This is a genomic window from Duganella vulcania (genome assembly GCF_009857655.1).
Classification (GTDB): Bacteria; Pseudomonadota; Gammaproteobacteria; order Burkholderiales; family Burkholderiaceae_D; genus Rugamonas; species Rugamonas vulcania.
On sequence record NZ_WWCX01000073.1, the window covers coordinates 1 to 12,684 of the forward strand.

Sequence of the window (12,684 nt, forward strand, 5' to 3'; positions counted from 1 at the left end):
GGATCGTCCGCCAGCACCTCTTGCCAGCGCCGCCAGCCGCCGCGCCCAAGCCGGCCGACAAGCCACATGCCGACGCCGATGCCGCCGTCCGGCCCAAGCCCGGCCCCGCCGACGGCCGCGGCAAGATCATGGCCGACGAACCGGTGGACGGCCATCACCTGCGCGTGCGCGAAGGTGGCCAGATCGAGCTGTGCAGCCCGGAACCATGCCCGCTGCTGGAGAACATCTACGGCGACATCATCGGCGGCAGCGTACCGATGAAGGCCGAGATGAAGGCGATCCAGGGACTGCGCAAGTCCAATCCCAAGCTGGCGGCAAAGCGCACGGCAGCGCTGAAGAAACAGCTCGACGCCATCGCCAGCAAGCACGCGCCGGACCCGAAGGCGCTGGACAAGGAGCTTGAAGGGTTCAAGGACTTGGTCCGGCAGGAAGGCGGCGATCCATCCAACATGGTGAAGCGCCGCCCCGGCAAAACCTCCGGCTCGACCGCGCCGGCGGGCGATCCGTTGGCGCAGGACATCGGCTTCGACATCGACGAGATCAAACCGGTGGGCGGCAAGTTCGACCTGCAAGGCAAGCCGGTGCCGTTCGACGAGCGCATGAAGGCCGCCACCTCTCTGGAGAACCGCGAGATCAAGGACTCGCTGACCAACCAGCGCAGCAAGGGTGTGCGCCGCGACCCGCGTGACGCCGCGCGCCTGGCGCAGGAGCCGAAGGTGGTGTCGCTGAAGCCCGGTTCCGGCGGCACAAAAGCCGCCGGCAACGAGCACCTGGCGTTCTTCGACCGGCGCCTGGACGAAATCGAAGAGTTCCGCGTGGTGCACGACAAGGTGCTGCGCAAGGTGCAGCAGGAGCCCGGCTTGACGCCGGGCGAAGTGAAGGAGAGGCTGAACGCCGGCATACGGGAAGAGTTCAAGCATCCGACCACGCCGGAGGGCGGGATCATCGCAGGCGCCATCGAGCGCGGCGGCTTCGGCTACGTGGAAGTGACCGCGCCGAACGGCAAGAAGATGACGGTGCTGCGCGCACTGACCGAGCAGGAACTGGTCAGCCGTGGCTACGTGTTCAGCAAGCGGGGCGGCTGGATCAAGGCCAGGTAATGCCCCGTCATTGCCCTTGCGCGGTGATGGCCAGCGGTGCGCCCTCCGCCAGCTGCTCCAGCGCCGCCCGGCACTGCACCACGAAGCCGCGCTGGCCCAGCGATATCCAGCCGTTGCGTTTCAGCGCGCTGAGCGTGCGGCTGACCGTGGCCGGCGTCAGGCCCAGGTAGTCGCTGATGTCCTGGCGCGACATCGGCAGCGGCGAGTGCATCTCCTGTGATGGTGCTTGCGGCGCCGGCCCCGCGCGCTGCAGCAGGAACATCACGATGCGCTGGCAGGCGCCGGCGCTGCGCAGGATGGCGGCGGCCAGTTGCTGGCGGTCGATCTCGCGGCTCAGCATCGCGCTGAACAGGTCGCAGCTGTAAGGCTCCTCGTCCATCAGTTCGGCCAGGTGGCGATACTCCACCACGTCGACCTGGCAATCGGTCAGCGCCACCGCGGATGCGTGCCGGTATTGCTCGCCGATCGTGTCGACGCCGAGCCAGTCGCCGGGGCGGGCGAACTCGATGATGCGCTGCATGCCGTCGTCGCAGGTCTGGTACAGCTTCAGGTGGCCGCTGCGCACGAAGTGCAGCGCGCCGCCGACTTCCTCTCCCTGGCGGAACAACTGCTCGCCGCGCCCCAGCGTCAACTGGCTGCCGAGCGCCCACTGGGTCAGTTCCAACGATGTCATGACGTCACCAGCCCTGGCGATGCCGCATGGCCGAGCGCCATGTGGTGCAGCGCGTCCATGTCGAGCAGTTTGATATCGCGCCGGCGCAGCTCGAACAAGGCGCGCTTCTTGAACAGCAGGAGCAGGCGGCTGACGCATTCGGCGGTGACGCCCAGGTAGCTGGCGATATCGCAGCGCGACATCGGCAGGCGGAATTGTTCCGGCAGGTGGCCGTAATCGGCGCGCCGCTGCGACAGCGACAGCAGCAGGTCGGCCATGCGCTGCTCGGCGTGGGTGTTGCGCAGCATGAGGGCGGCGCGTTGCTCGCGGCGGATTTCGCGGCTCAGCAAGGCATGCAGGCTGGCGCGCATCACCGGGCGGCGGCGTCCTTCGAAGGCGTGCCGGTTCCAGTTGATGCTGCACACCTCACTGTCCTCCAAGGCGATGACGGTGTTGGCGTGCGCGCGCCGGTCCAGCGCGTCCAGGCCGAGGAAGTCCGGCGCCAGCGCGAAGCCGATGATTTGTTCCGGTCCCTTGGTGGCGGCCCGCAGCACCTTGAAGCTGCCGGAGCGGATGTTGAAGATATGATCGCTGACCGCGTCGCCCGCGTGATAGAGGGCGGCATGGCGCTCGATGCGGATGCGCTGGCTGGCATCGCGGTTGCCCGCCGCCGCGCCCACGCACATCATCCGGTGTTCACATTCGCTGCAATTGTTGCGCTCGATTGAGGTGCTCATGTTTTCCTACTTTTACTTTTTTGTACGATGAGATCATGGTAGAGATGTGTAACTGGCGTTTCCTTGATCCAGATCAATTAATTTCTTGATTAGGATCAGTAACCTTCCCTTACTTGATGGATAGCACCAAAGGCACTACATGACTCTTACCTTGAGCGCGCGCGCGCCCGCGCAGATCGCCGCTCCCGATACCGATGCGGCGTTGCGCCTCGCCGCGACCGTGTTCGAAGCCGCGCAGGGCATGATGGTGACCGACGCACGCGGCCGCATCATGCGGGTCAACCAGGCCTTCGTACGCATCACCGGCTACAGCGCGGAGGAGGTGTTGGGGCAGACGCCCAACCTGCTGAGCTCCGGCCGGCACGTGCCCGGCTTCTATGCGTCGATGTGGGCCGCCATCGTCCGCGATGGAAAATGGGAGGGCGAGATCTGGAACCGCCGGAAGAACGGCGAGGTCTATCCGGAACACCTGAGCATCACCGCCGTGTACGACGACGATGGCAAGATCACCAACTATGTCGCTGCGCTCACGGACATCACGCTGAGCAAAGCGGCCAACGATGAAATCCGCAGCCTGGCCTTCTACGATCCGCTGACCCAGCTGCCGAACCGCCGGCTGCTGCTGGACCGCTTGCGGCAGGTGCTGGCCGCCAGCAGCCATCACGACCGCTATTGCGCGCTGATGTTCATCGACCTGGATAACTTCAAGACCCTGAACGACACGTTGGGCCACAACGTCGGCGACCAGCTGCTGTTGCAGGTCGCCGAGCGCCTGCAATCGAGCCTGCGCAAAGGCGACACCGTTGCGCGCCTTGGCGGCGACGAGTTTGTGGTGCTGGTGGAGGGCCTGAGCAGCGGCGCGGAGGAGGCGGCCGGCGAGATCGAATCGCTGGGCGCCAAGATACTGGCCGCGTTGAACCGGCCCTACGAACTGGGAAACCACAACTGCCGCAGCACGCCGAGCATCGGCGCGACCTTGTTCCACAAGGGCCAGCCGCCGCAGCCGGATGAACTGCTGATGCAGGCCGATATCGCGATGTACCAGGCCAAGCAGGCGGGCCGCAACGGCATGCGCTTCTTCGACCGCGAGATGCAGGACCGCATCAGCGAGCGGGCGAAATTGGAAAACGATTTGCGGCACGCGATGGAGCGGCATCAGTTCGCGCTGCACTACCAGGTGCAGATGGATGCGCACGGCAAGCCGCACGGTGCGGAGGCGCTGCTGCGCTGGCGGCGCGCGGATGGGTCATGGGTGCCGCCCGCAAGCTTCATTCCACTGGCCGAGGAAACCGGCCTGATACTGTCGATAGGCCACTGGGTGCTGAACGCCGCATGCGCGCAGATCAAGGAATGGCAGTCGGTGCCCGGAATGGAGCAGCTGATCCTGGCGATCAATGTCAGCGCGCAGCAGTTCCGGCAGCCCGATTTCGGCGATGTGGTGCGCGCGGCGGTGGAGCGCCACGGCATCGATCCGCGCTTGCTGAAGCTGGAGCTGACCGAGGGCGTACTGCTGGAGAAGATCGAGGAAACCATCTCCTGCATGCACGCGCTACGGGCGATCGGCGTGCGATTCGCGCTCGACGATTTCGGCACCGGCTACTCGTCGCTGCAATACCTGAAGCGCCTGCCGCTGAACCAGCTGAAGATAGACCAGTCCTTCGTGCGCGACCTGGCCAGCGACAGCAGCGACCAGGTGATCGTGCGGACCATCATCGCGATGGCGCGCAGCCTGCAGCTGGACGTGATCGCCGAGGGCGTGGAGACGGAAGCGCAGCGCGTGCTGCTGGAGGAACTGGGCTGCCGCCAGTACCAGGGCTACCTGTACAGCCGCCCGGTGCCGGAGCCGCAGCTGCGGGCCATGATCACGGAATGACTTCGAACAGCAGCAGCTGCGTGACCTGGTTCTTGCCGAAGTTATCGTCGGAGATCAGCACCAGGCTTGCGTGGCCGTTGGCCAGCGTAGGGCCGAAGGACATGCCTTCCAGGTTGTCCACGATAGGCAGCTTGAGCTGGTTCACATCGAGCACCAGCCGCTTGCCCACGGGCCGATAGCTGGCGCCCCGCAGCGACGGCAGTTGCCGGATATCGGATGCGCCGTCCGTGTCGATTTCGAACAGGCGCACATAATCCTTGTATTTGCCGTCCGCGCCTTGCACGCCGGAGCGCTCCATCGCCAGCAGCCGCGTGTCGCTCAAGGCCACGATTTCCGAAATGCCGTTGTCGGCGAACTTGCCCTTGCCGGGCGTGGCTGGAATGGCGCTGAGCGAGTAGGCGAACTGCCCCAGCACCTTGCCGTCGCGGGCGAAATGGGTGATGCGGTTGACCGTGCCCTGTTCGGGCGTCGGCGCTTCGCCATCCTGGTACAGCGGGCCTTCCATCGACACCCATAGCGTGCCGCCGTCCGGCGCAAAGCTCAGGCCCTCGAAACTCAGGTTGTTGCGCGGCCCGGTCTTGTGGTCCGCCGAGACGCTGAACAAGGCCGGCAGCGGCATCGTCGACAGATAGCGGCCATCCCTGGTCGCGTGGCGCACGAAGGGATCGAGCCCCAGGCCGACGTCGCCCTCGCTGGCGTACCAGATGCTGCCGTCGCGCGGATCGACGCGGATGGTCTCCAGGTCCGGCACGACACCACCGCGAACCTTGTAGTCTTCCTTGGATGGGTAGGTGCTGCCGTCCGGCTGCAGCAGGGCCGTCACGCCGGTCAGTTCGACGGACTTGAACGCCTGTGCGTCGTAGGCCAGGCGCGCGCGGTAGTAGCGGGCGGGGTTGTTGGCGGAGCGGTCGTCGCTGATGAGCACCCATTCGCCGCTGGCGGCGTCATAGTCGATGCCGGACAGGCCGCCGACCATGGTGTTCTGGAACTGCTGGCGCCAGGGCAGCCGCTGTTCGCCGATAAAGCGCAGGCTTGCTATCGACGTTGGCGGCGCCTTGGTCGCGGTCAGCGGGGCGCAGGCGGCCAGGATGAAAGTGCAGGCGATGAGCGATGCGGCCTGGCGCCACATCGGCTTGAAATTAGTTCTGTTCATCGCCGCAGTATAACGCGGCCGGCGGCCAGCGCCAGAAGCCCGGCGATCCATGCGCCCAATGCCGCCAGCCGCGGTGGCATGTTCGGGCTCGCGGACAGCGAGGCGGATGCGGTAAAGCGCGGTACCCCGTCGAAGTCCCGGAAGCCATAGCCACCCAGGCAAGTGGTCGAGCAATGGAGCCTGGCGTCGCCCTGGCTCGCCAACCGGATGGCGTTCTGGAAGTAGCTGCGCAGCCGCAGCTGGTGCAGCTGCACCTCCGCCATGAAGCGCTGGTGGCGGGCGCCGTCGTTGCCTGCGATGACGGCCATGCTCTCATACGCCAGCGTCACGGGACTGAATACCAGCGTGCGCTCGAACAGCGACTGCCGCCGCAACGCCGCCTGCTGGAACTGCCGATCGACGCCGGACATCAGGCGCTCCAGCTCAATGGCGCGTTCAAGCCGCGGCAGGCCGGCGGCGGTACGGTCGCCGGCATCGCGCATCGCTTGCACATAGCGTTCCCTTTGCGGGACCGGTGCCGCAAGCTGGATGGTCGCGGTGCTCGCCGCCGGCAGCATGATCGCCAGCACCAGCCAGGTCCCGAAACCTGCGAAGGCCGCGGTCATGCGGCTGCCGCAGAATGCGCAGACGGCCATCGCGACCGCTCCCCAGAACGTGGAATACAGCAGCGTCACGCACGCCCATGCGGCCAGCGCTCCAAGGCCCGCGCCATTCGCGGCCACCGCGCCGCCCAGCAATGCGGCGGCGGAGCAGAGTATCAGCAGCAGCGCGGTCGCACCGAGCGTGCGCGCCATCACCAGGGCCACCAGCATGCGGCCCTGGCGTACGCCCTGCAATTGCAAGGCCCGCAGGCGATGGCTTTCACGGTCCTGGGTCAGCACGGAGGTGCATAGCGCCAGCAGGATCAGGGGCCACAGATAGACAATGAAGAACGCCAGGTCAAAGCGGCCGGCCGCCAGCCGGGCAGGGTGTTCGATCTCCACCGCGTTGCGGGCGGATTGCATCGACTCCGCCCGCACCCGGACGTACGCGGGCTGGAGGTCCGCCTGGCCGATGGCCAGCGCGCCGCCGGCGGCGGACGGCTTTCCTGCGAAGCCCACATGCTCGCGGAACGCATAGCCACGCACATCGACGGCGCTGCGGAACCACTGCAGCTGCTGGAATTCGGCCGCATCGGGGTTCTGGAAATAGCGTTGGGCCAGGATGTTGGCGGCGCTGCGGGCCTGCGCTTCCTGCGCGTTGGCGGCGGCGACGGCCTCCCGGCCATGCCGGTCGAGGCGCGCACCTTCGAACAGGCCGAAACCCGCCAGCAGCAAGGCGACCAGCAATAGCGCGACGCTGCCGCGCTCGCGCAGCTGGATGCGCAGGTCGTACACGATCAGGGTGAATATCTGTTTCATCGCAAATTCCCTCGACGCAGTTGGCGCAAACCCGCGCGGCATAGCAGCAGGCTTCCCAGGAACAGGGCGGCCAGGGGCAATCCGTGCCGCAGGGCCAGCGCCGCGGGGTCCAGCGGCGCAAAGGTGAAGCGGAACGGCGGGACCTGGTTCCAAAGCGCCTGGTCGCCGTCGTAGCGGATGCCGTTCCGCTCCGGATTGGCGGTGATGGCGGCGTTCATCACTTCCTGTATCGTTCGGCGCTGCCGTTCGGCGCCGTTGACGAACTGGATGTGGTGATCCATGTCGCTGCCCGCCGAAGCGCTGGAAAGACCGGCCAGCGCCACTGTCGGCGACAGCCATCCGGCCAGTGCGGCCGCGTCGCCCTGCCTGCGCATGGCGTCAAACAGCCGCCCGTAGTGCTCATCGAATATCCGGTCGCCGTGCCGTTCGCCGCGCCGCAGGCTGATGCCGGCCCAATTGACCGGCAAGTCCTTAACGTCGGTCACGCCGTACTGGCGCAGCAGTTGTTGCCGGTCACGCTCGGCCAGCTGCGGATCATCCGGTTCGCCGAGCGCGGCGTCAAGGCCGGCGCGGAACTGCTGAAGGCTGGGTAGCGGCGCGGCCTCCTGCGCCATTTCAAGCGCCGCGCGGGGCAGCACCAGTGCGGTGGCCGCCCACAGGCCAATCAGCATCGCCAGGCTGGCGCGCAAGGATGGGGCCCAGGCCGAGGCGGCGGCGATCAGCGCGGCCCAGGTGCACAGGTACATCAAGTAGCCGCCGGCGAACACCGCCGCCCGCACTGCGCCGTCGCCGAATGGCGCTTGCGCCTCCGGCGACCACTCCAACGCGCAGACCGCGATGCAGGCGGGAAGCGCCAATGCCGCCGCCAGGCATAGCAGCACCGCGCAGCGCGCCAGCGCGATGGCGCCCATCGGTGCGGCGTTGATGCGCAGGGAACCCAGCGTGCCGCGTTCACGCTCGCCGGCAAACATGCCGAATCCGAGGAAGATCATGGCCATGGGCGCGATCACTTGCAGCACAAACGCCGGCGTCAGGCGCATTTGCCGGTACGCGCCGGGTTCGTCGTCAGCCTGACGGTAGATCGGTTCGTTCTGCTTGTGCGCCTCCAGCCAGACGCTGGAACCGACATAGCGTTCGATGCCCGGATCCAGCGCGGCCAGCGCCGACAAGGGCTTGAACACATACACGCCGTAATGCGCGGCCGCGTGGGGATATTTTTTGCCCTGGTGCGACCATCGCTGTTGTTCCGACTGCCGCGCCTCGGCCCTTGCGGCCAGCGTGGCGTTCAACTCCAGCGACGACTGCAGCGCCGCGCAGATGGCCATCATCAGGCCGGCGGCGATCACCAGCCATACGCGCCAGTCGCGCCGCCGCTCGCGCCAGTCGGCCTGCCAGGCGCCGCGCCAGGCGGTGCACCAGGTCCGCCAGCCCGGGGGCGCGCGGAGCTCAGTTGCGGCGGGCGAGGATGTCAAGGTAGTTGTGTTCAAGTTCGCCTGCATTCAGTTCTCCCAGTTTCCATTCGCCGGCCAGGCGGCCGCTTACCAGCATGCCGCAACGATCCGCCAGTTCCTGTGCGCGGAACAGGTCGTGCGTCGCCATCAGCACCGCCGCCCCGTCGTTCGCCAGCGACCGCACCAGTTCCCCGAAACTAACGCTCGCTTCGGGGTCCAGGCCGGAGGTTGGTTCGTCCAGCACCAGCACTTGCGCGCCCTTGGCCAGCGCCATGACGATGCCGACCTTTTGCCGCATGCCCTTCGAGTAGCCCGCCGCCAGCCGATGCCACGCGTGCTGCGGCAGGCCGGCGCGTTCCAGCAGCGTCTCGATCTGCCCCCGGCTTGGGCGCCGGCCCGACAGGCGCATGAAGAACTCGACGTTCTCCACCCCCGTCAGCCGCTCGTAGAGCGCGATGTTCTCGGCGATGTAGGCCGCATGCTCGACGGCTGCACGGGCCGGGGGCAGGCTGGAACCGGCCAGGCTGATACTGCCGCCATCGGCCTCCACGAATCCCAGCAGGCAGCCGATGGTGGTCGATTTGCCGGCGCCGTTGGGGCCCAGCAGCGCGTAGATTTCTCCACCGCGCACCCGCAGGTCCAGGGCGTCGACCACCGTGCGGCCGTCGTAACGTTTGCTCAGTTGTTCGATTCGTATCACGCCGATCTCCTAGAACGCATAGCGCACTTCAGCCGACAGCGTGCGTCCGGGGTAGGGATGCAGCTGGTAGGCGCTGTTGTTGTTGAGGTTATCGATGCCGACGGCGACCTCGGTACCCCGGGCCGGCTTGACCAGCAGGCGCACGTCCAGCTGGCTGACGCGGGATACCGCGCCATAGACGTCGGTGTTGTAGTCGCTGTTATTGATCTCGTTGAACTGGGCGCCGGAATACCGGTACGTCGCCGAGACGCTCCAGACGTTGGTGGGGGCATAGGTCAGCGTGGTGGCCGAGCGCACACGCGGCACGCGCGCCCAGTTCCTGCCCACCGACGGCAAGTAGTTGTCGTTTTCCAGGATGGTCGATTTGCTGAACGCGATATTGGCGTCCGCGCTCAAGCCTTGTATGCCGAGGCGGTCGGCCTGGCCGGCCAGCTCCAGCCCGCGCGTGCGCACCCGTCCTACGTTCTGCACATTGGTCACGTTGGGGAAGACGCTCAGGTTCAACTGGCTCCAGATGGTGTCGCGCACATCGTCCTGAAACAGCGAGGCACGCAGGCTGCCGAACGCGTGGCGTTGTTCCGCCATCAGCTCCAGCGCGTTGGAACGTTCCGGCTTCAGATTGGGATCGTTGACGATGATGGCGCCGCCGGCCACCGTACCCTGGAACAGTTCAGCCACCGTGGCGAAACGTGTGGCGCGTCCGGTGGACAGCCTCACCGTCGTATCCGCAGAAGGATCCCACGCCAGCGACAGTTTCGGCGACCAGGCCTGCGCGCTGCGGCGCGGGTAGGCTTGCGCGAACCCCGGCACGCGTTGCACGCCATCGGTGGCTTCCCAGGCTTCGGCCCGCAGGCCGAGGGTCGCTTGCCAATGGGGCGCGAAGCGCCAGGCGTCCTGGCCGTAAGCGGCCAGGGTTTGGGTCTGGCCGCCGGAGAACTGGGCTTCCGCGCCGCTGGCGTTGCGCCAGTCTGCGGTGTTGCGGGTGGCTTGTTTGAGTTTGTAGTCGTCCGCGTGCAGGCCGAAGACGAGGGCATGGGCGCCGCCGGTCCAGTCGCCGCTCACCGGCGTGTAGGTGGCTCGCAAGTCGATGGAATTGAATCCGCTGCCGTCGCGCACCACGGCGCTTCCGGCGCCGCCGGAGGCCGCGAACGGATCGGCGCTGCCGGCGTTGCGCTGCACGTCGTCGACGATGCGATAGGCGCTGGCGACCACGCTGGCGTTCCACCCGCTTCTGTTGCGGGTCTTGACCGTCAGGCCGGCCTGGGCATGATGTTCGTCGCGGGTGTTGGGCGCAAAGGCGGCCACCGGCAGCACGAACACGTTGACGCCATCGGTGACGCGGCCGGACCATACGCTGGCGCCGGCACCGTCGCGCAGGAAGGTGCGGTTGCGCGTCGTGCTTTGATTGTCCCACCAGGCCAGGAAGCCTTCCGCGCCGAGCGCCGGTGAGAAGTCGTAGCCGAAGGTCGCTTTCGCCGTGGTTTGCCGGGTGTGGTCGATGGCGCCGGTATTGGCGCCGAAGATGGCGCGCCGGGTGCCGAACGGCCCGGTGTCGTAGCGGATGCCGGTGACAGGCGTGGCGGCGCCACCGGCCGGCGCCGGGAAAGCGCCGGCCGCGTTGGCGGTAACGGTGTAATAGCCCATCGGTTGGCTGGTCGAGTCCTGACGGTTCAGCATCAGTTTGTACCAAAGCCCGGATGCGAGCCGGTCGCCGATGATGGCCGAGCCTTGGTAGTTGCGGTAGTTGTCCTTGTCACCGTACTGCGCAAAGGACTGCTGCTGCATCGCCAGCCGCACCGACCCGCCAAAGCTTGCCGGACGGCTGGTGCTGACGGCGATGGTGGCGCCGATCGCATTGCCGGGATAGAGCGCGGAGAAGGGGCCGTACAGCACGTCGACGCTGGTGATTTCCTCCGGCGCGATCATGTTCCAGCGCGGCGCGTCGAAGCGGCCCAGGAAGTTCGACAGCAGGTAGCCGTCCATCGTCACCAGCGCGCGTGGCGCCTGCGTGGTGGAGAAGCTGCGCCCGCCCACCAGCGCATTGCGGTCGCCGCTATAACGCTTGCGTATCGTCAGGCTCGGCATGTTGCGCAAGGCGTCCTCCGGATTGAAGATGTTTTGCTGCCGCCGCAGTTCCTCCTGGGTCTTGGTGACGTCGGTGGCCGGCAGGTCGGGATCGAGGCCGCTGCGGGCGCTGTTGACGATCACCGTCGGCAGGGCGGCATCGTCCGCATAGGCGCAGGCGGTGGCGAGCGACAGCGAGAGTGCTGCCGTTAAAGGTCGTATGCTTGGGGTCATGTGCTGGGTCTTATTGGGGTGTCGTTTGTGGCTGGTCTTCGCGGCTCCAGTCCGGGAAGGGATCGGTGTAATCGCGCCATGCCAGCGCTCCTGCCGCCAGTTCTGCGGCGGTCAACACGCAGGATTCGAACGCGGCTTCGATGGCGCCAGGCTCCATGCCGCGGCCGATGAATACGACTTCGTTGAGACGGTCGCCGTACGGTTCCATCCAGACCGACTCGATCGCCAGCCGGTCGGGATCGCCCGCGGGCGGCCAGTTGTCCTTGTCGCTGGCAGCCCACCACTGGCCGACCGGTTCCACCGATGCGATCCTGCCTGCGCGTGAATAGGCGACAGCCCAGTCGGGACGGCTGGCCAACCAAACGTAGCCCTTGGCGCGTATCAGGCCCGGGAAGGCCTGGTCGAGGAAGCGGTCGAAGCGTTGCGGGTGCAGCGGCCGCCGCTCGCGCAGGACGAAGCTGGAGATGCCGTATTCCTCGGTTTCCGGGGTGTGGATGCCGGCCAGCTCGCGCGCCCAGCCGGCCATCTGGCTGGCCTTTTCGAGGTCGAACTTGCCGGTGCCGAGGATCTTGTGGAGTGCAACCCGGCCTTGTTCCGCATGGACGATCGCCGCGCCCGGGTTCAGCGCCTTGATGACGGCGCGTACTTCGCCCAACCGCGCCGGCGTGACCAGGTCCGTCTTGCTGACCACGATGACGTCGGCGAATTCGATCTGCTCCGACAGCAACGCCGCCAATGTGCGGTCGTCGTCTTCGCCGGCGGTCTGGCCGCGCTGGGCCAGGAAGTCGGTGCCGTGAAAGTCCTGGAGCAGGTTGGCGGCATCGACCACGGTGACCATCGTGTCGATGCGGGCGATATGGTTAAGCGAATCGCCGTGTTCATCCTCGAAGTCGAAGGTGGCTGCGACCGGCATCGGCTCGCCGATCCCGGTCGATTCGATCAGCAGGTAGTCGAAGCGCTGGCTTGCGGCCAGCTTGCGCACTTCCAGCAGCAGGTCTTCGCGCAACGTGCAGCAGATGCAGCCGTTGCTCATCTCGACCATCTTTTCCTCGGTGCGCGACAGCGCGGCCCCGGCGTTCTGCGTGCCATGGCGCAGCAGCGAGGCATCGATATTCACCTCGCTCATGTCGTTGACGATGACCGCGACGCGCAGGCCTTCGCGGTTGGCCAGGATGTGATTGAGCAGGGTGGTTTTACCTGCGCCTAAGAAGCCGGAAAGGACGGTGACCGGTAGCCGTGTGTCGTAGGTGGACATGGGTATCTCGCGGTGGATGCGCGTTCGCGCGCGGTTATGGGGACTCTGCTAATGCAATCGAGTTG

General features: G+C 66.7%; 10 protein-coding genes. 2 read left to right on the plus strand and 8 right to left on the minus strand.

Annotated features, from left to right (window positions below; all coding sequences use genetic code 11):
• Window positions 1–1,100: hypothetical protein (locus tag GTP90_RS26550; protein ID WP_161086322.1), on the plus strand; the 1,100-nt coding region annotated here is incomplete at its 5' end.
• 7 nt (window positions 1,101–1,107) lie between these two features.
• Here the strand turns inward: GTP90_RS26550 and GTP90_RS26555 are convergent.
• Together GTP90_RS26555 and GTP90_RS26560 are read right to left on the minus strand one after the other, a co-directional pair.
• Window positions 1,108–1,773 (minus strand): Crp/Fnr family transcriptional regulator, encoded by a 666-nt coding sequence (locus GTP90_RS26555; protein ID WP_161086323.1) that lies wholly within the window; start codon window positions 1,771–1,773, stop codon window positions 1,108–1,110.
• The gene (locus tag GTP90_RS26560; protein ID WP_161086324.1) at window positions 1,770–2,489 is read right to left on the minus strand and encodes a helix-turn-helix domain-containing protein; all 720 of its coding nucleotides are present in this window, start codon (window positions 2,487–2,489) and stop codon (window positions 1,770–1,772) included. The genes GTP90_RS26555 and GTP90_RS26560 overlap by 4 nt, the downstream gene beginning before the upstream one ends.
• Window positions 2,490–2,628: 139 nt before the next feature.
• Between GTP90_RS26560 and GTP90_RS26565 the strand changes: the two genes are divergently transcribed.
• Complete coding sequence (locus GTP90_RS26565; RefSeq protein WP_161086325.1) at window positions 2,629–4,362, plus strand: putative bifunctional diguanylate cyclase/phosphodiesterase; 1,734 nt, start codon at window positions 2,629–2,631, stop codon at window positions 4,360–4,362.
• Here GTP90_RS26565 and GTP90_RS26570 read toward each other — a convergent pair.
• The 6 genes from GTP90_RS26570 to GTP90_RS26595 are packed head-to-tail and all read right to left on the minus strand — an operon-like array spanning window position 4,352 to window position 12,619.
• A complete protein-coding gene (locus GTP90_RS26570) occupies window positions 4,352–5,515 on the minus strand; it encodes an esterase-like activity of phytase family protein (protein WP_161086326.1) in 1,164 nt (387 codons plus the stop codon). The two genes, GTP90_RS26565 and GTP90_RS26570, sit on opposite strands and share 11 nt — an antisense overlap.
• The gene (locus tag GTP90_RS26575) at window positions 5,512–6,915 is read right to left on the minus strand and encodes a DUF3526 domain-containing protein (protein ID WP_161086327.1); all 1,404 of its coding nucleotides are present in this window, start codon (window positions 6,913–6,915) and stop codon (window positions 5,512–5,514) included. Before GTP90_RS26575 ends, GTP90_RS26570 begins: the two co-directional genes overlap by 4 nt.
• Entirely contained in the window at window positions 6,912–8,402 is a 1,491-nt protein-coding gene (locus GTP90_RS26580) for a DUF3526 domain-containing protein (protein ID WP_161086328.1), read from the minus strand. Before GTP90_RS26580 ends, GTP90_RS26575 begins: the two co-directional genes overlap by 4 nt.
• Complete coding sequence (locus GTP90_RS26585; protein ID WP_161086329.1) at window positions 8,362–9,066, minus strand: ABC transporter ATP-binding protein; 705 nt, start codon at window positions 9,064–9,066, stop codon at window positions 8,362–8,364. Before GTP90_RS26585 ends, GTP90_RS26580 begins: the two co-directional genes overlap by 41 nt.
• A gap of 9 nt (window positions 9,067–9,075) precedes the next feature.
• Complete coding sequence (locus GTP90_RS26590) at window positions 9,076–11,364, minus strand: TonB-dependent receptor (RefSeq protein ID WP_161086330.1); 2,289 nt, start codon at window positions 11,362–11,364, stop codon at window positions 9,076–9,078.
• A gap of 10 nt (window positions 11,365–11,374) precedes the next feature.
• Window positions 11,375–12,619, minus strand: coding sequence for a GTP-binding protein (locus GTP90_RS26595; protein WP_161086331.1), 1,245 nt, complete (start codon window positions 12,617–12,619; stop codon window positions 11,375–11,377).
• Between the last annotated feature and the right edge of the window lie 65 nt (window positions 12,620–12,684).